Genomic DNA, 25,744 nt, shown 5'->3' with positions numbered 1-25,744 from the left:
GCGAGTGCCTGATATATCAACGTTATCTGTGATGTTTTGAATCGCGATTCAGTACCAAAACTACTATTGAAAGGAGGCCATGGTCATGGCAAAGAACAGTCATCGTTTGCATCAAGGCAACTTCACTAGTGAACAAGAATTGCTTTCGTCTTGGTCTATCGTCAATCGTTCCGAACAAGCACATTGCGGCGCTATGGTTCGCGGTGTCGAACTTGGTTTATTGAAGATCGACAAGAGCCATAAGGGCAAAGGCAAACGGAAATCACTCCATCAATCACGTGGTGACATCACGCCAAGTCAGTTGTCAGCATGCAAAGCCGTGTTAAACGCCGGTTCGTATGGGCAGAAAACTTTTGCGGCAGTTTCTAGCCATGACCACGGCCACAGCCAAGCTTTCGGCTTAATCACGTCGGGCATGTCACATAGCCCCTATGCCGAAATGCAACGGTCGTCGCGTAATATCATGAAAAATAGGAAGCTGGCCGAAACTATCGTTGCAATTTCGGCCATTGCAGGACGCGATAAAATTTACGCTTATCAAGCAACTTTGACACAGCCGAACGCTGATTTTGGCAAGCTTGATGATGGGATTGAGAATCACGGTCATCGTCTAGCCAAGTTAGGTAAATGGTTTGTTGACGGCGCTCGCCATGGCTATTACACGTTGGCTGGCGCTAACGGCGCTAAGCCCCGGATTCTAGGCGCCCAGATGCGAATGGAAATCACTCACAAGACCGAAGATATTGGTTCAGAAGAATGTCCCAAACTGATTTTGTCGCATGATAAATTTGGTTTGTATCACGATCACTCCCACATGACTTTCGTAACCGACACGCCGCTTGATCTAGACACGGTTCGCACACTACGTAAGGACGACACGTCGTTGCCGTCAAACATCATCTGGACGGACGGCCAAGGCAACTCAGTTTCTGAATTTAAGATGACAGCGGCCGCCGCAGACTTGTTTCTAAAGTGGTGCCAACTGAACCCTGATCTAAAGCTTAGCGCGGCGGCTTTCAAGCTCCAGCGCGCCTATGGCCGGGGCTTGATTGACGCTTTAGCAGAAAGTACCAAATATGAAGTTTCGCCAAAGCTTTACAGCTTTCTCATGCAGGACATGGACGACTGGGCTGTCTCAGTTTACTGCGAGACGATGAAGGCCATCGCCCGGCGCCATCTTATCCGCGAAACTGGATTGTTCCGACTTGCACGGTCGATTGTTAACCGCGTGTTAACCACCGATTTGGCCGGCGTATTCATGCAATCCGTTTACGAGGGACAGGAAGACCAGACAAGCGTTCCCGGCCTTTACACAACAATCAACGTTTTGAACACGAACAACGATGTTGTCGCGGGCACGCGGCAAATGACGGCTGAACAAGCCCTGTACTTCAATAAAACGACGCTTGCAGGCGCCGGGTTTGACGCCAAGCTAATTGATTCGATTTCGTTGGAATTTAGCGACAGCGAACGTCAAACAGTCACCAAAAGCCTGTTCCGGCGCACTATCTGGCCGCATCGTGGTAAATCAGGTTTGCTCGAACGCCTGACAGCGTGGGAATCACAAGCTAAATCTGATCTGGATAAGCTCATAAGTGAGCTGGCCGAGCTTAAATCGCTAGAACCAGCTTACGAACACTATGTTGACGACCACGCAACGCCCGCCGAAGTAAAAGCTGTTAAAGCTGACATCAAGGCTGGCCGCACGCGGTACGACAATTTTAGTAAGAAGAACGCTGGCTATGGGCTACAAGAAGTTCGTTACCAAATTTCACGCCTCAAGCGCCCGCTAGAGCTTGCTTCTGGCAAATATTTCGACGTTCGGCGTTTACGCCTTGCAGTGATTGCGAAGATGGACAACGCCGGAAACGTTGTTTGGACGGCAGACTGGCGCTTGCGCATGAAGAAACTTGCCATCTTGGAAACGATGCGCGGCGCTGAAAAGCAATTTGGCGTTTCGTGGGCTGATTTCCAGCAAGGCGTATCGCAATGCACCCAGCGCAATGAAACTCAAGCCGAACGCGATCTTAAAGCCCTTTACGGTGATGATCTTATTGGTGGTGGCGATGGCAAACACAGCTACATTGACAGTTGCTGGTACAAAGCGTTTACGGCCTACGCATCACTCATGCCATCTCAATCACAAGAAGTGCTTCTTGGTTGGAATGGCGCCCATCGCGATACAATCTCGGCCAAATATCCAATCCGCAAAAATCAGCCCGAAGATGTCGCCGCGATGCTGTCACTTTATGGCAATGCAAAGCTCGAAGATGCAGTTGCATTGCAACCCGACCCGGACGATTTGCTTAGTAATTACAGCCCGGTTCACTACGCCAACTCACGCGTAAAAACGGCCGAACAACTGGCGGCGGTTTTAGCGAAAATGTAATTTGATGTCGTGATTTTCTCGGCGACTTCCAGCCCGCCATTCGGCCCGACTTCGGTCGCTTGATCGCAACAAAACCACCACGAAAGTTGGCGTGTTTGGGTAGCGATAACGTGAAGAAAATTGCGACGTGAGTTCGCATGTTTTGTTCACGTATCGGGTTGGCTTTTGCAACAAAAATCGCAAGATTGACGTTGCAGGTTTTGAGGGATCGAAGGGGCGAAGCCCCTCGCAAGTTGATGGTGGGTGGGCTTCCCACCATAACAACTTGCGTTTCCTATATGTTTTATCGTTTTGGGCGTCCCACCACTTTGTCTAAGGAGGAATTTATCATGGCAGAATCTGCTAAGCGACATCGTTACCGTTACAACCTTGAAGCTAACGCGACCACCAAACAGGCCCTAGACTACGTTCAAAATCGTTACGGGCTGTCTACCGCCGCTGAAGCATGGCGACAGGCACTTCAGGATGAACTTCTGTTGCTGAAATTTAGTGAAACTCCTGAATCGCGTTCGGCTTGGCGGGTACTTACGCGTGAGCATTCTCGCGACGTTTCGGTGCTTGATCTGGCATTGTTTTCCGGCGTGCCTGATGGGGCAAATCAGATCAAAGAAATTCGCGCTTTACTCGAAGATGTGGACGCTAAAATGGAAACACTTTTGTATCATGCGTCTAAGCTTGGCACGAATCTAAATCAAGTTGCAAAACAACTCAACGCTGTGGCACCTACCAACGCCAATTACGAAGATTTAGCGAAGCTGATTGTTCAGTTTTACAAAACAGATATTCAACCGATGTATGACACCACGCAATTGCTGAAGGAGGTGATTCATCATGCCGGTACTTATGACTAGCTCCATCAAGTCTTCAAGTGGTCGTCTACGCTATATGTACGACACCCCAGCCCATGACGGTTCGGCGCAACGAGTCTTAGCGGCTGGTGGCCGAAATCTTAAATTCATTCGTGACCCCGTCACTGGCGAAATTTTGCCCGATCAGCCCGGCACTTATCTCCAACGGCAATTTCACAATCAATTAAACCGGGCTTTCAATCCGAAACGACGCTTACAAGCTCAAAGCATTATCTTAAGTTTTGCAGATGATGAGTTAACTGGAACGCTCAAGGAACGCGCAAAACAAGCTTTGCAACTCTCTGACGACTTCATGAAATCAACTTTACCGCCAACCGCTAGTTATGTTATCGCCATTCAAGCTGACGGCTCAGGCCACAAGGTTCATGCCCATGTTTTGGTCAACGCAATTGGCACGAATGGCCGGGCAATTCAGACAAGCAATTTCGCGTTATTTTCGTTACGCCACAAGGTCAATGATTTTATGTCTGAACAATCAGCGCGTATTACCGGGCAGGAATGGGTGAATCCCATCAAGGCCAAAGACCCTGATGCCAAGACAACACCCGATCGTGTCGAGGTTCCAGCCAAATCCGCTTGGCAACAAGTGATTAAAGATGCGGTTAATGATTGTAAGGGACGGTCTTCAAACGTTGATGACTTCAAATCGCAACTTGAATCAGACTATGGTGTCACAATCACCGAACGTGGAAAGTCCAAGGCGTGGACTTATCACATCACAGATGCCGACGGCAAAGAAAAAAAGGTTCGCGGCTACCATCAGCGAATCAACAAAACGACGGGCGAAATTAAATCAACAAGCGGTTTGGGGCGTGATTTTACTAATGAAGCTGTTACGAATTTTATTGCGGAAGCCCACAAAACTAAGGCCGCCCAAGCAACCTCGCCCGAACCGGCGCCATTAAGCGAAGCGGCCGCCACAATGAAACCCGTTATTGATGACGTGGCCGCCATCGAATCGCGAATGGCCGCCAACTTAAAACAAACTGAATCCCATAAGGAGGATAAACCTATGATTTTTGATGATGATATTGATGAAGAAGAATTGCGTCGACAAGCTGACGCTGAAACTAACGCTGCCAAAAATCGCTACGCAAACTTGATGCGCGATGATCTGGCCGCGCACCACGACCCAGAGCCAGCGCCGGAACAAGCGTCAGTGATCGATGTTGCAAAACAGATCACCGAAACTAAGCAAGTGATTGCCGACACGAAAGCCGCCGATGCCCAAGCAAAATATGATGACGAACAAGCCGCGCGCGGTATGGCGTTATCTCGAAGCCGCCATGCTTTGGCAACGCGTTTGGTAACAGGTTTTGCCGAAGCTAACGACTCTGTACAGACTGATAGTGAGGAAAGCGATAATTTCGGTTTCTTATCGAAACCTGTTGCCGATTGGTCGGAACAAGACCATAACGACTTCAACACGGCTTGCCATGATGCCGAAGCTTCCGAAACTGCACCGGCAACGCCTGACCCGGCCGAAGTACAAGCGCGGCAAGTCAAAGCCAAGGTTGCTTTGCTGGAACGTGATTTTGGCTCGTCCTACGCTGACCTCTATAAGAACCGCGCTGACCAAAAGCCGGAAATCCTTAAGCAGGCTCGTCAAGCGATGGCCGACTACGAAACTGATGCTGAAATGACCGTGCCCGCTGGCACAGTCGATAAGACTGGCACTATTATCTCTGGTGGCTCCACAAGCTACTCAAAACTGATGGTCTTGGCGCGTGCTTTGAAACAAGTCTTTGCGGCGCGCTTAATGTACAAGCAAAAAATCACGCTACGTACGATTGTACGTACTACAATGCAAGAAAATCGCCGCACAAAAGCAACCGTCCAGCATAACGCCGATCTCGCTAAGGCTAAGCAAGACCGAATTGCGTCTGACCTTGAGAAATGGCATGTCGTACCAGTCGGAACGCAAACCGCTGAACAGCTTCACTCGTCAATGACCCGTGATCGGGCATTCGCCCAAGCTACCATTAAAACGCGTGGCGTTACTGACGCACGTCAAAAGCAACAGGTCTACGATGAGACGATGGGCGCGAAATACACTGACAACCGCAATGCTTGGCAGGTTATCCACGACCGTGCAATGAAATCGTTAGATCGCTCGGTTGCGAATGGCTTGCCCGGTGCCACACAGAATGACGACTTAGACCTCTAAGGAGGCTCTTATGAACACTAAGCAAGCAATTGATCTGTACGCGTTTTTGCACCGCCTTTATCTCGACGCGAACCGTCTTGCGGTAATCGGTGCCGGTGACCCAACTCATGGCGTCGGCAAGGCTGGCGAGGCATTCGGGCTAGGGCTGGCAATGGCCAAACTTTACACGATTTGCAAAGACAATCCCGAATTTATGTATGGTGCGCTTGCCATCGACGACGAGGGGCACGAACTTTGGGCGCCGGGACTTGATAGTGAAGAACTGCCTGAGTACCGCAATGATGACGACTTAAATGGGCTGAAAAATCTTATGACGCAAGACCCGTACAAAGATTGATGAATTGGGTGCTTGTCATCTTCACGACTTGGCGCTTCTCCTCACCGTCATTATAAATATTGCAAAACAAACAGCCGTCTCTGGCACCGGGACGGTTTTTGTTGCGTTTTGACTCGAAAGAAAAAGCCCAACCGAAGTTAGGGCTTTGATTCAGGACTACTTTGCCAACACTGCTTTTTGTGAGCTTGTTTGAGCTTTTGTCACAAGATAAGTTGAATGGTCACTCAAGTAGTACCCGATGTACCGGTGCTTATAAATTTGTTGGCTGATGGTGCTTGAAAGTGTTATGTCGCGATTCCAGTAGTGATACCCATAAACATTTTTCATCAACTTATCATAGTTTGGTTTAATCAGTTTCTCATACTGAGGAACTAACTTAGGGCTCCATTTTTTAATCAGGCTTGTGTCGGCATCATTTTGCGCGTTTGACAAGTTTGCCGACGTGCTCACCATATTAAGGAATTCGGTTTTATTCTGTGAAGCTAGTTTATACGCGTTATCTTCTAATACCGAGCCATCAAAAAAATCGATGGATTGATATGTCACCTGTTGTTTTGTTATTTTATTACCACTTGCATCGGTGGTATTTTTGACCTTGATTGAACGTGCAACTGGCGACTTATATTTTGCCGCTGAAATGTTTTTGAGCAATGCCTTGCCGTAATTCATATCGTTTCCATCTGGACCACCTTCGGTATCCGCAGTACCCTCAGGTGCAAATTCGTAGAGATGGACCGTGCTACGATCTTCTGAAGACGTATCAGGATTTTTATAAATATTCAACGCTGTTATTGTGTACGAAGATGGGAATTCACTATCGCTATCCGCAGTGCCAACAGATTTAAATGAATAGCAAACCTCAGCTCGACCTGAAGCTGCTTCCTTTACGTCATCATCGAAATCAGCTTCTTGCCCAATTTGGCTATCATTCCCTTTAAGCCAATTTTGCACTTCAGATTGAGCACCGGTTGTGGCGTATTTTTTATCCTGTTGCTTTGCAAGCTTGATTACCGCGGCATCGCTCATCTTACTTAGTTTACCAAGAGTAACGTTGTTATCGAAAATTTGATAAGCTTGCATTTTACCATTATGTAGAACTTTAATGCCGCTTACCACAGCGTCTTTTGCCACTCCATTTACTTCGAACCAGACGTATGTTCCTTGGGCATGCGCCTGCTTAACAAATGAGACAGTCTTGGCTGTTGATTTTGTAGTTGTTGCTGTCGCATTGGTAGCGCTTTGCTTACTCCCACAGCCAGCGAGTATCAACAACACGCTTAAACCGATTCCTAACAAGGTATACCTTTTCATCTTTGATTGATTCCTCCACTCTTTTTATGCATGCCGATAGCTCTGCTGGTACACTCATAAGCATACTAGCTCTTCAAAGGCTTTGACTACACCAAATATACCACAACAAATCTGTAATAAAATAGTTCTAAGGACTAACTCTTTTCAGATATGTTAAACCGTCGTTTCCCTCGGCAAACTTAGAGGAGAAGGGCGGCGAGATCAATGCTACCAAAAAATATCGGCGACTCGATACGGCTACGTCGAAAATCCCTTGGCATGTCGATTGAGTCACTAGCTGAAAAAAGTGATACGTCCGTGGCGTTTGTGTCACGGTTGGAACTTCACACAAGCGGCTCAGTGCGGCTTGACAAAATCTATCAGGTTCTGGATGTGCTCGAATTGCCGCCAGCAGAAGTTTTCGGACAGCCTGCCTTAACCGATGCCGAAGCTGAGCTTTGGACGTTAATCCATAAATTGCCGGTGAGTGATAGAGATGAAAAAGTTCGCGCCATGGTAAGGCTACTTAAGTAAATTCGATAAGTGACGGTGCACCGCGGGCTACCGCCCACGTCACTCCTATTCACGACAAAAAGCTTAGTGATTCTTTCTCTTTCATTCGTGAATAGGCACTGGGTGAGCGTTAGCCCACCCAGTGCCGTGATAGCAAACATTCTACAACACCATGCCTCTGGTCGTCTGATCGGGGGCTATTTTGTTGCCGTCAGTCAAAGCTCGTGTAGCGACCGCTTTAGCGGCTTGGGCTTGCTCCCGCGGCTCCAGCGCACCGCTGGTTGATGAGGTCTGGGGAAGACTTCCCCAGCAGGCGTGGGCGGCGCCCATGAACTGTGATCTGATATGAAAAAAACCGCTCCCGAAATTGGAAACGGCTATCGCTATGTATGTTCTCATCGCTCGTCATCATTACGTTGTGTTCTTACGATCATCTATTCTTACGTTCTAAAACTTGGGGTAATATCTGGGGTGTAAAAGCTGTTCTCTTGGTGTTGATATATCAACTGTTTCTTCTGTGATTGTTGATCTGACGCAGTTTTACAATCCATTCCAAGCTATTCCACCTCGATTTTATAAAGCCAGGTTTGAAGAAAGCCCGGAAAGCTTCACAATTCTCAAAACGTTAATATTTTCAGAAAATTCGTTGTTTTACCAACATTTTCGCACAAGAAAAGCACCTGTCTTCGGACGGGTGCTTTTTTATTGTTATGCGAATGGTGACTAAGTCAGGTTAGAGGTATTGATTACCAAATTGCTTGGACGGCTGTAAGAGGATAATGAAAACCACCAAACTGCCGACCATCGGAATAAAGTTGACCAGCCAAAACGCACCGCTTAAGCCCATATCGTGTAGGCGCCGCACTTGGGCGGTCAAACCGGCAATCCCCAGGAGAACGAGGTAGACGATTAGTAGGCCGTAAAAAATAACGAGTAAGCCAAAGGCCGGCGTGCCGAACCCGGCCAGCAGGGCGATTAATAGGATAAAGACCAGCCCGCCCACTAAGTTGATCAGGGTGATGCCAAGCTGGGCCCACCAGTAGTCGGCGCGGCCCATCCGCTTATTCATTGTGAAGCTATCGTGGAAAAATAACTTGGTGGCGTCGACTAAGTTCGGGGTCCCAGTTTCGTTATACGGCTGGTCGGTAACAAACACCGTTTGGGTGGTTTGTTGCGATTGGGAATTGGTTTGATCAGTACCGGAACCGGTCTGGTCGTTAGATTGGGTCCGTTCGACCTGGGGATCGGATTGCGGTCCCGCCTGGGCAGTAATCTTTTGTTCGGCGCCACAGCCTGAGCAGAACTTGGCGTCTGCCGGGAGTTGTTTACCGCAGTTGAAACAGTATTTGGTCATTAAAAAGTCTCCAGTCAATTTAAAAAGTAGCTAACGCAGCGTTACAAGCCTAAGATCTGGGCCTTTTTGGCTTCGAATTCCGCTTGGGTAATGATGCCGTCATCGGCGAGGGCCTTATACTTGCGAATTTGGTCGGGGCCGTCGAGGGCTGGCGTGGCTGCCGGGTTGCGTAAGTTAACCTTATAGTTTTCGGCCATGGCCTTGATGCGGTCTGCCAAAATCGGGGCGTTCCCCTTTTCGATATTTTCGATCATGGTGGTGTTGGCGCCGTTGGTAACGGCCACCTTACCGAGAATTAAGCCCTTGCCGTACGACACGCCGTTGACCATGTCCAACGGAATTTCGGTTGACTTGATGCCGTACAGTAAGCCCTTGTCGATAAATAAGATTCGAGTTTGGGTCAACACGACCAGGACGGTATTACCGTCAACGAGTCCCGAAGTTGCGTAAACAATTTGCTCGTCATCCGTTAAAATGGTCGGCAGTGCGCGGACTTCATTTTTCGTCCCGAATAGGTCGGTAACCCCAGCCTGTTTAAGTTGATCTTGAACGGTTGCTAGGTCCATCGAATCACCTCCATAGTTAGTAAGCTGTGCTAATGATAGCATAGTTGCAAGACTTTCAGCACGGCCAGTTCAATTATTAGCGCAGTTCGTTAGATTCTTCAGGGGCGTGGTATCATTGAAACTATGAAGGGGAGGGGTTCTAATGAAGCAAACGTTAACTGATTATGGCCTGGCGTTGCCGGGTTACCTCATTAGTTTATACTTGGTTAGTCCGTTACGGGGGATCAGTTGGTGGCTATGGGTCGGGTACTTATCGGTAAGTGCGCTAGTGTCGCCATGGTGGTTACGCCGCCGGCCGGCCTTGGCGGTGATCCGCGGGATGGACGACTACGAACCACCGTACGTCAAGCAACTGACGGACCCGGAAAAACAGGCGCCACGGATGCCAATTACCGCGCCAGCTAGCCTGGCAGCGGTGATCCGTGAAGTCGGTGGTTTCGGTTTGTTACGGGTCCTATTAAAACGTTGGGGCATTGCTGTGATTGCCTTACCGGGTTTATTGCTAGCCCTAATTAAGGACGCTACTAACCAACGACACCACTAAAAACGACCGCAACGGGTCGTTTTTTTATCCCACTGATGAAAATTAACTAAATCCCATTAAAAAGTTAACTAAGCCTAACAATTATTTGCATAAATGTTAATTATCGGTTATGATGAATCCGGATACAGAATTACCGACAACCGCGATGAACGGAGGAAATTTGATGCTAAAAGTACAAAACCTCACCGTGGCCTACAGTGACACACCAGTCTTTACTGATGTTGCCGTTAACTTTAACGCCGGCAAAATTACTGGAATCATTGGCCCTAACGGTGCGGGTAAATCAACTTTGATCAAGGCGATGCTCGGCTTGATCAAGTCGCAAACTGGAACGGTCACGTTTAATGGTCATACGTTAAAACAATTTCAAAAACAAATTGCTTACGTCGAACAGCGCAAGGACTTAGATTTGACCTTTCCAATTAATGTTTTTGACGTCGTTTTGACTGGGACCTACGGCAAGCTCGGGCTGTTTCGCCAGCCGAGCCAAGCGGACCGAGAACGGTGTTTAGATGCACTGGCGCAGGTCGACCTAGTTGACTTTGCCGACCGCCAAATCGGCCAGTTGTCCGGTGGGCAGCTGCAACGGGTCTTCGTGGCCCGGGCGATTTTACAGGAAGCCCAATTAATTATTTTAGATGAGCCGTTCGTGGGGATTGACCTGCAAAGTGAAACGGCCATCATGCAGATTTTGCACCAGTGGCGCGATGCCGGCAAAACGATCATTGTCGTGCATCACGACCTGAATAAGGTTTCCCGCTATTTCGACGACCTCGTGATTTTGAATCACGGCATCGTCGACTACGGACCGGTGGCCGACGTTTATACGCCGGCTAACATTGAACGAACGTTTAGTGCCGATCTCTCGGCAGTTTTATTTGCTCAGGGGGGTGCGCAATGACGAACTCAATTACAACTTTTATTAATGCGCTTGGTCGTTACGACTTTCTGCAAAGCGCGCTGATTACAGCCATCATGGTCGGCGTCATGTCCGGCATGATTGGCAGTTTTATTATTTTACGCGGGATGTCGATGATGGGTGACGCCATTTCGCACGCCGTGTTACCAGGAGTTGCCGTGGCTTACATGCTCGGCATCAACGTCATGATCGGAGCTTCATTTTTCGGCATCTTGGCAGCGGGTCTGATTGGCCTGGTTGCGAGTCATAGTAAGATTAAGACCGACACGTCGATCGGGGTCGTCTTTAGTGCCTTTTACGCCCTCGGCTTTATTTTGATTTCACTAGCTGAAAGTTCGACCAACCTACACCACATCCTTTTCGGGAACATCTTAGCTGTGAGTGATACCGACATGATGACGACGACGGTGGTGTTAGGTCTCGTGATTTTATTCATCGTGTTCTTTTATAAGGAACTGCTGATCACGTCGTTTGATCCGACCTTCGCCCAGACGTACGGCTTCCGCGTGCAAATCTTGCACTACGCGCTGATGTTCGTCTTAACGCTGGTGACGGTCTCGGCACTGCAAACGGTCGGCATCATCCTGGTAGTTGCCATGCTGATCACACCGGCCGCCACGGCCTTTCTGTGGACTGACCGGCTAGGCGTCATGCTTACAATGGCGGCGGCCATCGGGGCGGTCAGTTCGGTCGTTGGGTTGTACTTTAGCTACACCTTTAACTGGGCGTCCGGCCCGGCAATCGTGTTAGTAGCCGCCATTTTATTTGGGATTTCGTTTATCATCTCACCGAAGCAGGCCCTGTTGCCAACGCTCTTCAAGGGTAAGGCGCGCTTGCGCCGGGTGCCGGCATGAAGAAGAACTTAATTGCCCTGGTGGGGGTGATCGCGATGATTACCGGGATGGCCGTCTTTTTGAACCAGCGTCAAAACGTTGAGGCTGAAAAGACCACTAGTGAACGGGTCCGGGTCGTTAGCACCAACTCGATCATCGACGACATGGTCCAAAACGTGGGTGGCAAGTACGTTGAAAATTACAGTATCGTGGCGCGTGGGACCGATCCGCACGAGTACGAGCCACGACCAACCGATATTGCCGCGACTGCCGAAGCCGACGTCGTGTTTTATAACGGGTTGAACTTAGAAACCGGTGGTAACGGCTGGTTCAAGAAACTGGTCAAGTCGTCCAAGAAGACATTTGGTGAAGACGTCTTTGCGGTCAGCAAGGGCATCAAGGTCCGCTACCTGACGACCAACAACAGCCAACCCGATCCACACGCTTGGCTGGACCTCGCTAACGGGATTAAGTACGTGGAAACCATTAACCAGACCTTGCAGAAAAAGGACCCGCAACACGCTAAGGCCTACCAGCAAAATACGGACAAGTACGTGGCCAAACTGACGAAGCTGCACCAGCAGGCCAAAACCAAGTTTAAGCAGGTGCCGGCTGCTCAGCGGTTACTGGTCACGTCGGAAGGGGCCTTCAAATATTTCTCAGCGGCCTACGATATTCCTGCGGCCTACATTTGGGAAGTTAACACCGAGTCGCAGGGGACCCCGGAACAGATGAAGACCGTCATTGCTAAGATTCATGAGTCGAAGGTGAAACGGTTGTTCGTTGAATCTTCGGTTTCGCCAAAGTCGATGAAAAAGCTGGCCCAGGAAACTAAGTTACCAATTGCCAGCACCATCTTTACCGATTCGCTAGCGGCGGAAGGCAAGCCCGGTTCGACCTACTACGATATGATGAAGTGGAATTTGGATAAAATTTATAACGGGATTAAATAACGATAGAAAAAGACAGGATTTAGCGGTCAACTGCTAAATCCTGTCTTTTTATGTTCCTAAGTGGTCAATCTAGCTCTAGAACCTTGTTTATTCAAGGGTAGTTGATAAAATGTAAATTGTTTATAGTATTCATAAATGAATTATGTGTTTATAAATACTATGAATTAAAAATAAATTGAAATACATTTGAGTTTCAATTAGAAAGGAGATGAAATACGCATGAATATTGTACAAACTTTTGTACAAAAGCTGCGGACTTTAAAATTACGCTATTATTTTAGCTTTTATAACCTAGTGTTCAGTGCTTGCTTTATCTGGTTTGCCTTTTTTAATTTACGACCATTTCTTCCCCCGCAGGAACTGAACGTGAACACGGTCGTCGCAGCATTAATACTCTTTATTCCAAATGCAGTGCTCTTTCCGTGGGTCAAAGCTTTTGGGGTTAACCGTGCCGGGAAGAAAGGGTATAAAAATTTCTGTACGCGTAATCTAATAGATTATGTTCAGATGGCCTTTGCTTCAGGGAAAGTTGCGTATCGTGATACGGCAGAGGACGTTGAAACAAACATTGTTCGGGTGCCGTTGAGTCAATTTTCATTCATGGGGCCGCAATACGAGGTTCGCAATCGTGTCCGCCACGATTCTAAACGGGCGAATGCGGTCGGTGCCTGGATGTTTTACCTATTGTTATTGCCACTCTTTGATATTTTCCTATTATTTTTATGTTGGGAACTGTCATTTGTATTAGGCTGGTTTGCGATGTATAGCTTACTAAAAGAGTTCCGTAAATTGCAGGCAGATCAAGATAATTTGGATCGGTAAACTAAATGATGACAAGCGGTTTGGCTAATATAGCTGAATCGCTTTTTTTAATACCGCTGGCCATTTATTGGAAATTCAGAATAAAAAAACGACCACCCTTTTTTAGGGTGGTCGCGTGGCCGGCTTCACAGACCTTCGGAACGCTTGCGCGCCGATCCGGAGCTGCCGGCCGTGGTTTGGCACCGTCAAATATTATGGCATGAAAGCTAGGGTGGCGTCAACCTTAATCTTCTTGTTCAAAGGTCAGTTCGCTCATCGAGAGTTCTAGTTCGTCCAGGACGTCGTTTTCGGTTAGAAAGGCTTCCCAAGCAGCCGTGGTTTGGTCGCGGGTGTGCGGCGCGATTTTTTCACGGATGTTGTCGATCACACTGGCCAGCATTTTTTCAGCTTTCCGGTTGATTTCCGCGTCGTTAAAGCGGCGGGCGGGTAACCGTTCCATGTTCTGGCGGTTTAAAAAGTCGGTCGCTTTCGTCATGAAGATTGTGACGACTTGCGAATTTGTTTCAAGGTAGTTTTTTAACGTTTCGTTGTCCAAAGTGGGTTCCTCCTCATCTCATCACTTCATTATACCGGTTTTTCCGTTTCGAGGGACGCGTGTAAAATATCTAATAATTTTAATTGGGCCGGCGTTAAGATGTGCGACGTCCGGTAGACGATACTCGTGATGAATTCAGGCTGCTCGTCGTCCAGCAGTTCCAGTTCAACGACGTCATCGATGTAGTGGTCGACGATGTTGGCTAGGAAGCCGATGCCGACGTTTTGGCTAATGACCTTCATCAACATGTGGGTGTCGTTGGAGCGAAAGACGATGTTCGGCCGGAAGTGGTTCCGCCGTGACAGCCGGTTAAAGGCGGTGTTGTGCACGAAGTTACTATTGAAGAAGACGAATTTTTCGTGGCGCAGTTCACTGAAATAGATCCGCTTGCGGTTGGCCAACGGATGATTTTTGGCGACAAAAATACTAAAACGCGTGCGGTCGAACTCCTCGGCAATCAGGGCCGTGTACGCAATCGGGTCGACCGACCCGAGCAGCGTCATGTCGACGCGGCCGTCGCGAACCGCATCACGTAACGCGTTCGAACCACCCTCAACGGTTTCGATGTTCGTCAACATTCCAGCCTGTTCCAACTTGGCCGCGATTGGGGGAAAGTAGTGATTCTCAATGATTGGCGGCAAGCCCAGTACGATTTGTTGCTGGGTCAGGTTATTAATTTCTTGATGGGCAATGTCGAGCTGGCGCAGGATAATGGCGGCGTGTTCGGCAAGTTGCTGACCGCTAGCCGTTACCGCCAAGTCGTTGTGGACGCGGTCGCGGATGATCAGTTTAGCGCCGAATTCGGTTTCGAGCCGTTTGACGGCCAGGGTGATGGTTGGCTGACTCACGCCGAAAAAAGCCGCCACTTTTGAAAAGTTTTTTTGTAAAATTATTTGATTAAAATATTGTAGGTCTTTTGTGTTCATTTTATCTCCTTTAGTGACGGCCTTTCTAGCGACCATATAAATTATATTTATATCATAGCACAGATTTGACTATAAGATTTCTTTAAGATTAAACTGATGTCTGTAAATTGATAAGCGCATTGCGTCGACATAAAGAAACCGAACATGTTAGTCTATGCAATGTTAAAGGGCTTATTAAATAAACTAACGAACTGAAGCAAAATGGAGGAATTATTAATGACTCAAACTGCTGACCAAATTTTAAATAACCCGTTCTTAAACAAGGGGACCGCGTTCACTAAAGAAGAACGCCAGGCACTTGGTTTAACCGGGACCTTACCAAGTAAAGTCCAAACGATTGAAGAACAAACCACGCAGGCCTACGCCCAGTTCCAAAGCAAGGCAACTCGGCTTGAAAAGCGGATTTTCTCGATGAACTTATTCAACGAAAACCGGACCTTGTTCTACCACTTAATGGACCAACACGTGGTTGAATTTATGCCCGTTGTTTATGATCCGGTGGTGGCCGAATCAATCGAACAATATAACGAATTATTCTTAGACCCGCAAAACGCCGCCTTCGTTTCAATCGATGATCCGGATGATATCGAAGCAACCTTGAAGAACGCCGCTGAAGGCCGCGACATCCGCTTAGTCGTTGTGACCGACGCCGAAGGAATTCTCGGGATGGGTGACTGGGGCGTTAACGGCGTCGACATTGCCGTGGGTAAGTTGATGGTTTACACCGCCGCTGCCGGCATCGACCCGTCGCAAGTGTTGCCCGTCAGCATCGATGCTGGGACTAACAACCAAAAATTATTGGACGACCCGTTGTACTTAGGGAACCGTCACAAGCGCGTTTACGGTGATCAATATTACGATATGATCGATAAATTCGTGAAGGCCGAACAAAAGTTGTTCCCAGATTCACTATTACACTGGGAAGACTTCGGTCGCGCCAATGCCCAAGTTATCTTGGACAAGTACAAGGACGACATCGCAACTTTCAACGATGACATCCAAGGGACCGGGATGGTTGTTTTAGCAGGTATTCTGGGTGCGTTGAACATTTCTAAGGAAAGCATCAAGGATCAAAAGATTTTATCATTCGGTGCCGGAACTGCCGGGATGGGCATTGCCAACCAAATCATGGACGAATTGATGCAAGCTGGGTTGACGGAAGAAGAAGCTAAGCAACACTTCTACGCCGTTGATAAGCAAGGGTTGTTATTCGACGATACCGAAGACTTAACGCCAGCTCAAAAGGCCTTTACCCGTAAGCGGAGCGAATTCAGCAACGCCGACGAATTGACCAACTTGGAAGCCGTTGTGAAAGCCGTTCACCCAACCGTCATGATCGGGACGTCAACGCAACCAGGGACCTTTACGGAAAGCATCATCAAGGAAATGGCTGCGCACACCGACCGGCCAATCATCTTCCCATTGTCAAACCCAACCAAGTTAGCCGAAGCTAAGGCGGAAGACTTGATCAAGTGGACCGATGGCCGGGCCTTAGTTGCCACCGGGATTCCAGCCGATGACGTTGAATACAAGGGCGTCACTTACCAAATCGGGCAAGGAAACAACGCCTTGATGTACCCTGGTTTAGGCTTCGGGTTAATCGCTTCGACCGCTAAAGTGTTGAACAACGAGACGTTGTCCGCTGCTTGCCACGCACTGGGTGGGATTGTTGATACTGACAAGCCGGGGGCCGCGGTCTTACCTCCAGTTTCTAAGATTACGGAATTCTCACAATCATTAGCTGAAGTGGTTGCCCAAAGTGTCTTGGATCAAAACTTGAACAAGGAACCAATCAGTGACGCCAAGCAAGCCGTTGCTGACATGAAGTGGATGCCTGAATATAAGGCTATCAAGTAAGTTGGTCGGCAAATTAAATTAGTCGCATTTAAATAAGAGAGAAAAAATTGAAAGAAGTGGGGATAACAACTCATGGCAGTATTATGGAATTCGATTCAAAGTGTCCTAGTGGTCGTATTAATCATGATCCTAGGGTTCGTACTACGGCGGACCGGTTGGTTTGACGATAAGTTTGCGGGAACCATCTCGAAATTTATTAAGAACATTGCCCTGCCGGCATCAATCTTCGTATCCGTGCTGGGACGCCTGACACGGGGTAAGCTAGCGTCGTTTGCGGTTTACCTGGTTTACGCGTTTGCAGCGGTGATCATCGGTTACCTGATTGCTTACGCACTGGTTAAAATTATGAAGGTCCGGCCAGGTCGGCGCGGGATCTTTATTAACGCGGTGGTTAACGCCAACACCATCTTCATCGGGTTACCGTTGAACATGGCTTTATTCGGTGATCAAAGTATGACTTACTTCCTGGTTTACTACGTGGTCAACACCGTTTCGACTTGGGCGTTCGGGGTATTCTTGATTTCTAACGATGACCCGACTAAGCCGAAGCAAAAGACCCATAACAAGATCGATTGGAAGAAAGTTATTCCGATGCCACTGGTTGGGTTTATCGTGGCGCTGGTCTTCTTGTTACTCAACATTCCGGTCATGAAGGTTTCATTTATCAGCTCAACGTTATCGTACGTTGGTGACTTGGTAACGCCGCTATCGCTGATCTACATTGGGAATGTGTTAGCCGACGCCGGTTTGAAGAGCATCAAGTTCGACCGCGATACGGTGGTCGCTTTAATTGGTCGCTTCATCTTATCACCAATCGTCATGATCTTAGTCTTGATGGTTGTCGGTAACATGGGCGCAACCATGCCAAGCTTAGCTTCACAAACCTTGATTGTTCAATCAGCAACGCCAATGTTAGCCGTATTGCCAATCTTGGCCAACGAAGCGCACGGGGACGTCGAATACGCAACCAACGTTGTGACGACCAGTACCGTATTGTTCATCGTTGTCGTACCAGTCTTGATGACCTTGATCCAATATATCTAAAACAAGCATTTTAAATTGACGAGCCTCGTTACTGACGGGGGCTCGTCTTTTTTGTTCGGGTTAAGCTATATGTCATCACATTTTGATATATACAAATAATAACCATAAATATTAAGAATTAGATAAAATTATTTAAAATTTATGGTAAAGTAATATTAGGTAATTGCGTTAATTAATTAACGTGAGTACTAACTTAAGCGATTAGAAAGGAAGTCGGTAAGGGGAATGAAACCTAATCAACGCTTTTACCAAGCGGCGGACGACCGGCAGGCGCGCCAGTTTTGTCCGAACTGTGGGCAGCCGGTCAATCCCGGCGCGGCTTTTTGTGGCCACTGTGGCGCACAATTAGGCGTGGCAAGCGAACCACAGTCGGCCGCAGCAACGGATTCATCATCATCAGCTAGTCAGGAGACGGCCCGGGCAACGACTACCGTTGGTCAACGCCAAACAGCGCCGCAACGGCGACGAATGCCGAAGTGGTTAGGCGCACTATTAGCGATACTGGTTGTGGCATTAGTGGCGGCCTACTTGGTGGGGCGTAACTATTTCGCACCTGGCAAGCAGTTGGAACGTGACATCACGGCGATTCAGAGTCATCAAAAGGGGGTCGCCAAGCAGTTTACCAGTAGCGACCCGTCGCTCAAAATCACCAGTAAGACGATTGACCCGCTGTTAACGCACTTTGATAACAATAAGCAGGCGTTGGCACGGTTCCGCAGTCAGCTGAAAAGTCAAAAGTTTACGAACGACGGCCTGTTTGAGTTTAAAAAGACCGGTAAGCAGTGGCTATTATTTGATCAGTATAAAATTCAAGTGAAGCCGGTCTATGCAAGCCTGACGACCAATCACGATGACGTCCAGTTGAAAATTAACGGCAAGCGGGTCGCAACGTCGAACAGCGACGACTACAGCTATAAAGCGGGACCGTTAGTTCCTGGTGATTACCAGTTGAGTGCCGTGGGGACGGTCAGTGATACCGAGCTGAAAAATACTAATACTTATTATTTGAACGGTAAGCAGTCCAGTTACGACTTATCGTTACGCACGATTTCGTTCAACGTGGTCGGGACGCCGGGAACCAGCGTTTACTTAAATAACAAGTCCTTTGGCACGATTGGTGACGACGGTAATTTAGCCATTGAAGACGCGGCCTGGTCCAGTGACTTGGAACTTGTCGGTAAGTACCCGGTCAAGAAAACGATGGTTAAGTCGCAGCCGGTCAAAATTACGGAAGATGACGCCGATACCGACGTTAACCTGACGTTTGACGGGGTGATGAGTGAAGACGACGCGGGGACCTACCTCGATGATATGTTCTCCGCCATTAGTGATTACACGTCCAGTGGGGAAATCGCGGATGCGACCGATTCCGATGGCAAGGACTTAGACGAGTATTTTGCTAACGGAACTGCTAATAAGGATTATCAAGAATTTATTACGATGGCGAAGGGCTATTACAAGAACGAAGACGTGTTGAACGTCATGTATACCCCGAGCGTCGTGTCGATTGCACCGGGGGAAGACAATCAGTGTGAGCTGACGTATGACGTCAAGTATGAATTTGTTAACTCCGAAGACGAACGCACCCAGATTTTCCGTTACACCGCGACCGTCAAGAAGAGTGGCGACGATTATCAGATTGTGTCGATCAGTCCGGCTGAAAAAATCAGTGCAACGACTGAAACCGACGATGAAGATGACTAATTTTAGGAGGAGTAACTAATTATGAAATTTTGTCCAAACTGTGGCGAGCAAGTCGATGACGACACCCGCTTCTGTACCCACTGTGGTTATGATTTACAACAAGCAACTGAATCAGCGGCGTCAACCGCTCCGACCGCAACGAGTAACGCAGCAGCCGACACCCAACCGACCCAGCCGACCCAACCGGGAACCAACGCTAACGGTCCGGTTCAACCAAAATCGGACCGGGTCGGCCAGTTCCAAGTTTTATCTAAGAACTATTTCCAATGGTTTGTGGAATCGTTGAAGCGGCCGAGTGAGGAAGTCGTGGCCCATAAGTACTTCGGCTTAGTTTCATTACTACTGAGCGCCCTGTTATTAACGGTCGCTATCGTTGCGGCCATCAACCGCTTTATCAAGCAAGCGGCGGCTGCCACAAGTAGTGTTTTGAATGTAAAAACGCTTTCCTTTGGTCTCGACTTTAAGCTATTCGTCTTAGTCGTGGTCGGGATCCTATTTTTCGTTTTGATTGGATTCGGGGCCAGTGCCCTCGGCGAACGAGATGGTCGGATTAACTTCCTCGACTACGTCAACCGTTTTGCCCACTTGACCAACGTTGGCTTGATTTTAAACGTCATTTTAATTTTTGCCGTTTACACGATTACCTTTGATACGGATAACCCGCTGAACTTTATTAAGCGACTCGGTTTTGCGGTCGTCGTAGCGGTCATTCTGCAATTGATTTGGCAAGTTGGCCTGATTCTTTCCGTAAATAACACGATTCATACGGAACGTTTCAACAAATTCTACGTTGTTTTACTGGCAATGTTGGTCTTATCCTTGGCGTTCTACGTCTTCTTCCGAATTGAGGGCGAGAACCTGGTCTTAGACTTTACGTCAGAATTCACCAACATGTTTAACAATTACTAGGGGGCGAATTAAATGTTTTGTCCTAATTGTGGTAAACAGGTACCGGAAAATACGAAGTTCTGCCCGTACTGTGGTGCCGCGCTACAATCAACGGCGGGGACTGCGCCCCAGCCGGCTCAGGCAGTGACCCCAACGAGTACGCCGCTTCAAAAGCGGTCAAACTGGGTGACTAGCGCGAAGAACTGGTACCGGGGATTGCAACGTCCGTGGCTGGTTTGGGTACTGGCCGTTGTGATCGTTGTAGCCATCGGCGGGCTGGGTTACCGCTCCCAGAGTATGAAGGTCCAGGCGACCAAGCAAAGCCCGTGGGTGCTGACAACTAAGAATGGGCTAAAGAACGACGGCTCCGGGGTAAAAATCCAGTTTGAAAAAAGTGGCCGTTTATTAATGACGAGTGGCGATTCCGAAGTTACTAATTTTAAGGAATCGTTAGCGGACACCGTGGCGGATAGTGGCAGCTGGACTGGTGATCATAAGAAGCTAACGCTGAATATTAATCAGGACGGTAATCGCTATCAGTATACCTTTACGAAAATGAATAAAACTAAGGAGACCATTGGTGGTCAGCAGTACAAGGGTTACTTTGTGCAAGTCGATATGACGGCGAATAAATCAACGGTGAGTCAAAACATGTATCTACTGCACCAGTAGGATTAAGAATCGAGGAAATTAAGAATGAAGTATAGACAACAGCGGTATCGTAGTGCCGATGACCGCGGGGGGGCCACCAGCCAATTTTGTCCGAACTGTGGCCAGCCAGTTAAGGCCGACGCTGCGTTTTGTGGTAACTGTGGTTTTAACCTGAAGGCCTTTCATGACCAGAATACGGGGACGAATGCGTCGGACAGTCAAGCACCAACTTCGCAGACGGTAACGCCTACGAATTCGGCTAACACGGATGATAGTGCGGCCGCCAACGAAACACCGGTGCAACCACTGGGAACCGAACCGGTTCGGCGGCAAGCCAATAATGGTCACCCAACGCCCAAGTGGGTTTGGATTACCGCGGTGGTGGTAATCGTTATCTTGGCTGGGGGTTACCTATTCGGTAAAAATTACTATTCACGGACGGCCCAACTTGACCGCGCCGTGACCGCCATTAAGGATGATAACAAGGGCGTCGCTAAGTACTTTAGTAGTAGTGATCCGAATTTAAAACTCAGTGATAGCAAGCTAAAGCCGTTGAGCAAGCGTTTCAAGGCCAAACCAGGGGCTCTGGCCACCTTTAAACGCCAATTGAACAACGGCCAGACAAACGACGGCCGCTTTACGTTCCAACTGAGTGGCAAGCACTGGTTGTTCTTCGATAAGTACACGATTCACGTTAAGCCGGTGTACCCAACGGTTACGACTAACCGGGACGGGGCTAAAATTACCGTTGATGGTAAGCAGGTTGCCAAGTCAACGAGTACCAGCTATTCGAAGCAAATCGGTCCGTTAGTTCCCGGCAACTATAAGATTGCCGCAACCGGGACGGTCAGTGGTCAGAAAATGACTAACAGCGGGACTTACTATATAAACGAAGCGGGTAAAAATGTCGATTTAGCGCTACGGACGGTTTCCTTTAGTGTTCAAACGGCGCCTAAGACCGTGGTTTACGTTAATGATAAGAAGGTTGGCACCGCGGATGACGCCGGTCAGCTGGACGTCACCGACTTCCCGTGGTCCGGTAACTTGGAAGTCACCGGGAAATATACTAGTGGTAAGTCAACGGTAACGTCGAAATCGTACAAGGTGACCGAAGACGGCGAAAGCGTACCGTTGGAATTTGCCGGGGTGATGAGCTTAGACGATGCCAGCAGCTATATGGATAACCTGTGGAACGCCGTTAGCAACGTCACGTCGACTGGTGATGAAAGTGACGCTTCCGGCTATGACGGTCAGGATTTGAGCGACTACTACACGGATGGGAGCGCCAACGCCCAGTATAAGGAAATGATCCGGATGGCGACTGGCTATTATAACGACGACGACATTTACAGCGTCGACTATGACTGTGAAGTCCGCTCGGTCGTTCCAACCGGCAAGAATAAGTTTACCGTGACCTATTACCTGACCTATGACTTTAGCTTGGAGGATTCTGAACACATCCAAGAATTTAGTTACGATGCGCATATGGAAAAGACTGGTAGCGATGACTATAAGATCATCAAGGTTACCGGTGGTGATAAGATCAAAGATACCCACGAAGATGATTAGAGAGGACCACGACTATGCTAAATGAACGTTACCGGCTTTGCGCCAATTGCCAGCACGAAAACGGGGTGGATGCCAATTTCTGCTTGAACTGTGGCAACCAACTATCAGCTGCCGATGAACGGGTACGGCTGCCGCACGCGGGCAGCTTAAAGCTCAACCGACCGGATTTAGAACTAACGGCCGCGGAACAGTCCGCAATCGATAAGTTGCTGATAACGACCGCGACGGTACCGAACGGTTACCAGCGGGTCGGCGCGGTCTTTGCAACCGGTAGTAATCAGGGTACCGGCGGCTATAAGCGTGCTTGGGAAGACCTGATCATCAACTTCTGGCGCCTCTGCCTGGCGGAAGACTACGCCGGCATCGCCAATTTAACCATCGCACCGACGGTTAACGGCAACCGGGTCGAGCTGTTCGGTTACGCGGATGGGTTGCGTGCTATGTAATTCTTTAGATTAAATGAGGAACCATCCCGTAACGGGGTGGTTCTTTAATTCTACTCATTTTCAGTTTGTGAAAATTAATTAGATCATTTACGGCACAATTAAATGACAGAAAATTATTCTTTTCCTTGACACCTCCTCCTAAAATCAATAAAATTAGTAGCGTTGCATTAATAAGAATTTGATTAGGAGGAACCACTGAATATGAGAGAATCACGGCGGTTATTGGTCAAAAAACCAGTTAACCCAGCCAATTTTAATAAAAGCGGCCTTGCAAAAACGTTAGATGCGTTCAGTTTAACGATGATGGGGGTCGGGGCGATCGTTGGCTCCGGGATCTTTATCACCCCCGGCATCATTGCCGCTAAGTATGCTGGGCCCGCCGCCATGTTATCCTTCGTGATTGCGGCCGCAGTTTGTTCGTTAGCTGCACTTTGTTACGCCGAGTTTGCGTCGACCATCCCGCTAGCGGGGAGTGCCTACACTTACGTTTACACCGTGTTTGGCGAGTTCCTCGCTTGGGTTTTGGGCTGGTCCTTAATATCTGAATATCTGTTTGCCGTTTCGTCGGTGGCTGTCAGTTGGTCATCTTATTTTCAAAATCTGATCAGTGGTTTTGGCATTAAAATACCGGAATTTTGGTCTGCAGCCGCTGGGACGGCCGGTGCGCCCCACGCCGGGTTTAACATCATTGCGTTCGTCGTTGTGTTGGCGATTTCGTTACTGTTAGTCGGCGGGGTGCAGGAGTCGACTAGGGTTAACTCGATTATGGTGATTGTCAAAATCGCTGTGATTGTGCTATTCATCGCCGTAGCGATTTTCTTCGTCAAACCGGCTAATTTCCACCCGTTCATGCCTAAAGGGGTTCACGGGCTGGTTAAGGGGGCCTCGTTAGCTTTCTACGCCTACATCGGCTTTGATGCGGTTTCGACCGCTTCGGAAGAAGTTAAGAATCCGAAACGCGATATGCCAATCGGAATTATCGGCTCGTTAATCGTGGCTTCGGTCCTCTACGTTGCAATGGCGGCGGTTCTGGTCGGCGTTGTGCATTACACGAAGTTAAACGTTGGTGACCCGGTGGCCTACGCGTTGGCCGTAATAAACCAGAACTGGGCGGCCGGCATCGTGTCGCTCGGGGCGGTTGTCGGGATGACGACCGTGCTGATCGTCATGCTGTACGGGGGAACCCGATTGTTGTTTGCGATTAGTCGTGACGGCTTGTTACCAAAGACGTTCCGGACGCTGAGCCCCCATACCAAGGTGCCAGTTCAAAGTACTTGGATTTTTGGGATTATTGCCAGCATCTTTGCCGCGGTAATTCCGTTGGACAAAATCGCGGAATTGGTTAATATCGGGACACTGTTCGCTTTTGCGATGGTTTCAATTGGCGTGGTCTTTCTGCGTAAGCACGAAACGTTACAGCAAATCAACAGTTCGTTTAAGGTGCCGTTCTATCCGGTGCTACCAATTGTTTCATTCCTAGCCTGCTTGTACTTAATGATCAATTTACAAGCTTTCACGTGGCACATGTTTGCCATCTGGCTAGTGATTGGCGTTGTGATCTACGCGTTGTACGGGTATCACCATTCCCGGATTCGTGAAAATTTACGGCAGCAAGAAAAATAGATAAAATGCGACGCGGCACTGTTTTAGCAGGGCCGCGTTTTTTTGGCTAGTTACGCAAAAAATGCAATGGTATAATTAAGCTTGTGAAAACAACGAAACTTGGGGTGACATTAATCATGCAGCGACGGTCAAATGCTTATCACATCAGTATCTTAGCGGTGTTGATAGCGATTATTATTATTCAAAACGTGGTGCCATTTTTCGGCTACATTCCGTTACCGGGACTCAGCATTACCACGATTCACATTACGGTCATTATTGCGGCCGTCGTGCTGGGACCCAAAGACGGGGCGTTAGTTGGTGGAATTTGGGGATTGATTACCTGGATTCGCGCGTTTATTGCACCGACTAGTCCGTTAGCCCCGTTAGTATTTACCAACCCGTTGATTTCGGTCGTGCCGCGGATTTTGATTGGGGTGGGAGCCGGCTACCTTTTTATTTGGTTTCAACGTCACCAACGTCCAACCCTCGGCTTAACGTTAGCCGGAGTGGTTGGGGCACTGATTAACACGATTTTGGTTATGGGACTGATTGGGCTGTTATACAGTCACCAGGCCGCCGGTTTTTACCAGGTCGATATTAGTAAATTAATGCCGTATTTATTGACGATTATCGCGTCCAACGGGATTCCCGAAGCGGCGCTTGCCGGTATCTTAACGCCGTTGATTGGGACGGCGTTGTTAAGATTCAAACATTAGCTAAAGAAAATGCCAGCCAAGGTTTTTGCCTTGACTGGCATTTTTAGAACCGCTAGTTGACCGCGTCAACTTGTTTTTGACTGATAATTACTTTTTGATGGTACTTATCAATGATCTCGGGGTCCTTACTCTCAAATTCAATGAGGTAGGAGTTGGTGTACGCCTTAGCAATTTTACCGACGTAGCTTTGACCTTCCAACTCAAACCGCACTTTCGTCCCAATTTCCATGTTCAGCGCTCCTCGCGA

25 protein-coding genes are annotated in these 25,744 nt (G+C 48.4%); 19 read left to right on the top strand and 6 right to left on the bottom strand.

Annotation, left to right across the window (positions count from 1 at the left end; translation table 11 throughout):
- The first annotated feature begins 85 nt into the window (after positions 1 to 85).
- The 4 genes from FFM82_RS06230 (at position 86) to FFM82_RS06215 (ending at position 5,762) form a co-directional block, all read left to right on the top strand.
- Positions 86 to 2,389, top strand: coding sequence for a hypothetical protein (locus FFM82_RS06230; RefSeq protein WP_137645009.1), 2,304 nt, complete (start codon positions 86 to 88; stop codon positions 2,387 to 2,389).
- A gap of 329 nt (positions 2,390 to 2,718) precedes the next feature.
- A complete protein-coding gene (locus tag FFM82_RS06225; RefSeq protein ID WP_102124424.1) occupies positions 2,719 to 3,240 on the top strand; it encodes an uL10 family ribosomal protein in 522 nt (173 codons plus the stop codon).
- Positions 3,221 to 5,425: a relaxase family protein gene (locus FFM82_RS06220; protein ID WP_137645008.1), complete on the top strand. Its 2,205-nt coding sequence runs from the start codon at positions 3,221 to 3,223 to the stop codon at positions 5,423 to 5,425. The genes FFM82_RS06225 and FFM82_RS06220 overlap by 20 nt, the downstream gene beginning before the upstream one ends.
- A 10-nt stretch (positions 5,426 to 5,435) precedes the next feature.
- On the top strand, positions 5,436 to 5,762 hold the full coding sequence (locus FFM82_RS06215) for a hypothetical protein (protein ID WP_137645007.1): 327 nt from the start codon (positions 5,436 to 5,438) through the stop codon (positions 5,760 to 5,762).
- Positions 5,763 to 5,918: 156 nt separating this feature from the next.
- On the opposite strand, the gene FFM82_RS06210 is transcribed toward FFM82_RS06215, so the two are convergent.
- Positions 5,919 to 7,073: a hypothetical protein gene (locus FFM82_RS06210; RefSeq protein WP_137645006.1), complete on the bottom strand. Its 1,155-nt coding sequence runs from the start codon at positions 7,071 to 7,073 to the stop codon at positions 5,919 to 5,921.
- A gap of 204 nt (positions 7,074 to 7,277) precedes the next feature.
- On the opposite strand from FFM82_RS06210, the gene FFM82_RS06205 reads away from it, so the two are divergent.
- Positions 7,278 to 7,586 carry a helix-turn-helix domain-containing protein gene (locus FFM82_RS06205; protein WP_137645005.1) on the top strand — a complete coding sequence of 103 codons (309 nt, stop codon included), beginning with the start codon at positions 7,278 to 7,280 and terminating at the stop codon, positions 7,584 to 7,586.
- A gap of 712 nt (positions 7,587 to 8,298) precedes the next feature.
- Here FFM82_RS06205 and FFM82_RS06200 read toward each other — a convergent pair.
- Together FFM82_RS06200 and FFM82_RS06195 are read right to left on the bottom strand one after the other, a co-directional pair.
- Entirely contained in the window at positions 8,299 to 8,919 is a 621-nt protein-coding gene (locus FFM82_RS06200) for a DUF805 domain-containing protein (RefSeq protein ID WP_137645048.1), read from the bottom strand.
- Positions 8,920 to 8,960: 41 nt separating this feature from the next.
- Entirely contained in the window at positions 8,961 to 9,485 is a 525-nt protein-coding gene (locus tag FFM82_RS06195; protein ID WP_137645004.1) for a PH domain-containing protein, read from the bottom strand.
- Between the two features lie 142 nt (positions 9,486 to 9,627).
- Between FFM82_RS06195 and FFM82_RS06190 the strand changes: the two genes are divergently transcribed.
- The 5 genes from FFM82_RS06190 (at position 9,628) to FFM82_RS06170 (ending at position 13,556) form a co-directional block, all read left to right on the top strand.
- A complete protein-coding gene (locus FFM82_RS06190; protein ID WP_137645003.1) occupies positions 9,628 to 10,029 on the top strand; it encodes a hypothetical protein in 402 nt (133 codons plus the stop codon).
- A gap of 163 nt (positions 10,030 to 10,192) precedes the next feature.
- Positions 10,193 to 10,930 carry a metal ABC transporter ATP-binding protein gene (locus FFM82_RS06185; RefSeq protein WP_137645002.1) on the top strand — a complete coding sequence of 246 codons (738 nt, stop codon included), beginning with the start codon at positions 10,193 to 10,195 and terminating at the stop codon, positions 10,928 to 10,930.
- Positions 10,927 to 11,802, top strand: coding sequence for a metal ABC transporter permease (locus tag FFM82_RS06180; RefSeq protein WP_137645001.1), 876 nt, complete (start codon positions 10,927 to 10,929; stop codon positions 11,800 to 11,802). Before FFM82_RS06185 ends, FFM82_RS06180 begins: the two co-directional genes overlap by 4 nt.
- The gene (locus tag FFM82_RS06175) at positions 11,799 to 12,734 is read left to right on the top strand and encodes a metal ABC transporter solute-binding protein, Zn/Mn family (RefSeq protein ID WP_137645000.1); all 936 of its coding nucleotides are present in this window, start codon (positions 11,799 to 11,801) and stop codon (positions 12,732 to 12,734) included. The genes FFM82_RS06180 and FFM82_RS06175 overlap by 4 nt, the downstream gene beginning before the upstream one ends.
- 219 nt (positions 12,735 to 12,953) lie before the next feature.
- Positions 12,954 to 13,556: a hypothetical protein gene (locus FFM82_RS06170; RefSeq protein WP_137644999.1), complete on the top strand. Its 603-nt coding sequence runs from the start codon at positions 12,954 to 12,956 to the stop codon at positions 13,554 to 13,556.
- 223 nt (positions 13,557 to 13,779) lie between these two features.
- Here the strand turns inward: FFM82_RS06170 and FFM82_RS06165 are convergent, their stop codons facing one another.
- Both FFM82_RS06165 and FFM82_RS06160 read right to left on the bottom strand, forming a co-directional pair.
- Positions 13,780 to 14,091, bottom strand: coding sequence for a hypothetical protein (locus FFM82_RS06165; RefSeq protein WP_137644998.1), 312 nt, complete (start codon positions 14,089 to 14,091; stop codon positions 13,780 to 13,782).
- 29 nt (positions 14,092 to 14,120) lie between these two features.
- Positions 14,121 to 15,017, bottom strand: a complete 897-nt coding sequence (locus FFM82_RS06160) for a LysR family transcriptional regulator (RefSeq protein WP_137644997.1) — start codon at positions 15,015 to 15,017, stop codon at positions 14,121 to 14,123.
- 216 nt (positions 15,018 to 15,233) lie between these two features.
- Between FFM82_RS06160 and FFM82_RS06155 the strand changes: the two genes are divergently transcribed.
- The 9 genes from FFM82_RS06155 to FFM82_RS06115 all read left to right on the top strand — a co-directional run bounded on the left by FFM82_RS06155 (position 15,234) and on the right by FFM82_RS06115 (position 25,497).
- Positions 15,234 to 16,874, top strand: a complete 1,641-nt coding sequence (locus tag FFM82_RS06155) for a malolactic enzyme (protein ID WP_137644996.1) — start codon at positions 15,234 to 15,236, stop codon at positions 16,872 to 16,874.
- A 72-nt stretch (positions 16,875 to 16,946) separates the two neighbouring features.
- Entirely contained in the window at positions 16,947 to 17,918 is a 972-nt protein-coding gene (locus FFM82_RS06150; protein WP_137644995.1) for an AEC family transporter, read from the top strand.
- 225 nt (positions 17,919 to 18,143) lie between these two features.
- Positions 18,144 to 19,622 (top strand): zinc ribbon domain-containing protein, encoded by a 1,479-nt coding sequence (locus tag FFM82_RS06145; protein ID WP_137644994.1) that lies wholly within the window; start codon positions 18,144 to 18,146, stop codon positions 19,620 to 19,622.
- Positions 19,623 to 19,643: 21 nt separating this feature from the next.
- The gene (locus FFM82_RS06140; RefSeq protein ID WP_137644993.1) at positions 19,644 to 20,531 is read left to right on the top strand and encodes a zinc ribbon domain-containing protein; all 888 of its coding nucleotides are present in this window, start codon (positions 19,644 to 19,646) and stop codon (positions 20,529 to 20,531) included.
- 12 nt (positions 20,532 to 20,543) lie between these two features.
- Positions 20,544 to 21,182: a zinc ribbon domain-containing protein gene (locus FFM82_RS06135; protein ID WP_137644992.1), complete on the top strand. Its 639-nt coding sequence runs from the start codon at positions 20,544 to 20,546 to the stop codon at positions 21,180 to 21,182.
- Between the two features lie 24 nt (positions 21,183 to 21,206).
- Positions 21,207 to 22,730, top strand: coding sequence for a zinc ribbon domain-containing protein (locus tag FFM82_RS06130; protein WP_137644991.1), 1,524 nt, complete (start codon positions 21,207 to 21,209; stop codon positions 22,728 to 22,730).
- Positions 22,731 to 22,744: 14 nt separating this feature from the next.
- The gene (locus FFM82_RS06125) at positions 22,745 to 23,176 is read left to right on the top strand and encodes a zinc ribbon domain-containing protein (protein ID WP_137644990.1); all 432 of its coding nucleotides are present in this window, start codon (positions 22,745 to 22,747) and stop codon (positions 23,174 to 23,176) included.
- A gap of 201 nt (positions 23,177 to 23,377) precedes the next feature.
- Positions 23,378 to 24,799 carry an amino acid permease gene (locus tag FFM82_RS06120; RefSeq protein WP_137644989.1) on the top strand — a complete coding sequence of 474 codons (1,422 nt, stop codon included), beginning with the start codon at positions 23,378 to 23,380 and terminating at the stop codon, positions 24,797 to 24,799.
- A gap of 116 nt (positions 24,800 to 24,915) precedes the next feature.
- Positions 24,916 to 25,497: an ECF transporter S component gene (locus tag FFM82_RS06115; protein ID WP_137644988.1), complete on the top strand. Its 582-nt coding sequence runs from the start codon at positions 24,916 to 24,918 to the stop codon at positions 25,495 to 25,497.
- A 52-nt stretch (positions 25,498 to 25,549) separates the two neighbouring features.
- On the opposite strand, the gene FFM82_RS13530 is transcribed toward FFM82_RS06115, so the two are convergent.
- A complete protein-coding gene (locus tag FFM82_RS13530; protein WP_170178235.1) occupies positions 25,550 to 25,726 on the bottom strand; it encodes a hypothetical protein in 177 nt (58 codons plus the stop codon).
- Between the last annotated feature and the right edge of the window lie 18 nt (positions 25,727 to 25,744).

The organism is Lactiplantibacillus plajomi (genome assembly GCF_005405405.1).
Lineage (GTDB): Bacteria > Bacillota > Bacilli > Lactobacillales > Lactobacillaceae > Lactiplantibacillus > Lactiplantibacillus plajomi.
Note: the sequence above shows the minus strand (reverse complement) of the source record. Positions and strands in the feature narration are given on the sequence as shown.

Coding starts and splice junctions, on each gene's coding strand:
- FFM82_RS06230 (WP_137645009.1), top strand. CDS start 86: ATGGCAAAGAACAGTCATCGTTTGCATCAAGGCAACTTCACTAGTGAA.
- FFM82_RS06225 (WP_102124424.1), top strand. CDS start 2,719: ATGGCAGAATCTGCTAAGCGACATCGTTACCGTTACAACCTTGAAGCT.
- FFM82_RS06220 (WP_137645008.1), top strand. CDS start 3,221: ATGCCGGTACTTATGACTAGCTCCATCAAGTCTTCAAGTGGTCGTCTA.
- FFM82_RS06215 (WP_137645007.1), top strand. CDS start 5,436: ATGAACACTAAGCAAGCAATTGATCTGTACGCGTTTTTGCACCGCCTT.
- FFM82_RS06210 (WP_137645006.1), bottom strand. CDS start 7,073: ATGAAAAGGTATACCTTGTTAGGAATCGGTTTAAGCGTGTTGTTGATA.
- FFM82_RS06205 (WP_137645005.1), top strand. CDS start 7,278: ATGCTACCAAAAAATATCGGCGACTCGATACGGCTACGTCGAAAATCC.
- FFM82_RS06200 (WP_137645048.1), bottom strand. CDS start 8,919: ATGACCAAATACTGTTTCAACTGCGGTAAACAACTCCCGGCAGACGCC.
- FFM82_RS06195 (WP_137645004.1), bottom strand. CDS start 9,485: ATGGACCTAGCAACCGTTCAAGATCAACTTAAACAGGCTGGGGTTACC.
- FFM82_RS06190 (WP_137645003.1), top strand. CDS start 9,628: ATGAAGCAAACGTTAACTGATTATGGCCTGGCGTTGCCGGGTTACCTC.
- FFM82_RS06185 (WP_137645002.1), top strand. CDS start 10,193: ATGCTAAAAGTACAAAACCTCACCGTGGCCTACAGTGACACACCAGTC.
- FFM82_RS06180 (WP_137645001.1), top strand. CDS start 10,927: ATGACGAACTCAATTACAACTTTTATTAATGCGCTTGGTCGTTACGAC.
- FFM82_RS06175 (WP_137645000.1), top strand. CDS start 11,799: ATGAAGAAGAACTTAATTGCCCTGGTGGGGGTGATCGCGATGATTACC.
- FFM82_RS06170 (WP_137644999.1), top strand. CDS start 12,954: ATGAATATTGTACAAACTTTTGTACAAAAGCTGCGGACTTTAAAATTA.
- FFM82_RS06160 (WP_137644997.1), bottom strand. CDS start 15,017: ATGAACACAAAAGACCTACAATATTTTAATCAAATAATTTTACAAAAA.
- FFM82_RS06155 (WP_137644996.1), top strand. CDS start 15,234: ATGACTCAAACTGCTGACCAAATTTTAAATAACCCGTTCTTAAACAAG.
- FFM82_RS06150 (WP_137644995.1), top strand. CDS start 16,947: ATGGCAGTATTATGGAATTCGATTCAAAGTGTCCTAGTGGTCGTATTA.
- FFM82_RS06145 (WP_137644994.1), top strand. CDS start 18,144: ATGAAACCTAATCAACGCTTTTACCAAGCGGCGGACGACCGGCAGGCG.
- FFM82_RS06140 (WP_137644993.1), top strand. CDS start 19,644: ATGAAATTTTGTCCAAACTGTGGCGAGCAAGTCGATGACGACACCCGC.
- FFM82_RS06135 (WP_137644992.1), top strand. CDS start 20,544: ATGTTTTGTCCTAATTGTGGTAAACAGGTACCGGAAAATACGAAGTTC.
- FFM82_RS06130 (WP_137644991.1), top strand. CDS start 21,207: ATGAAGTATAGACAACAGCGGTATCGTAGTGCCGATGACCGCGGGGGG.
- FFM82_RS06125 (WP_137644990.1), top strand. CDS start 22,745: ATGCTAAATGAACGTTACCGGCTTTGCGCCAATTGCCAGCACGAAAAC.
- FFM82_RS06120 (WP_137644989.1), top strand. CDS start 23,378: ATGAGAGAATCACGGCGGTTATTGGTCAAAAAACCAGTTAACCCAGCC.
- FFM82_RS06115 (WP_137644988.1), top strand. CDS start 24,916: ATGCAGCGACGGTCAAATGCTTATCACATCAGTATCTTAGCGGTGTTG.
- FFM82_RS13530 (WP_170178235.1), bottom strand. CDS start 25,726: ATGGAAATTGGGACGAAAGTGCGGTTTGAGTTGGAAGGTCAAAGCTAC.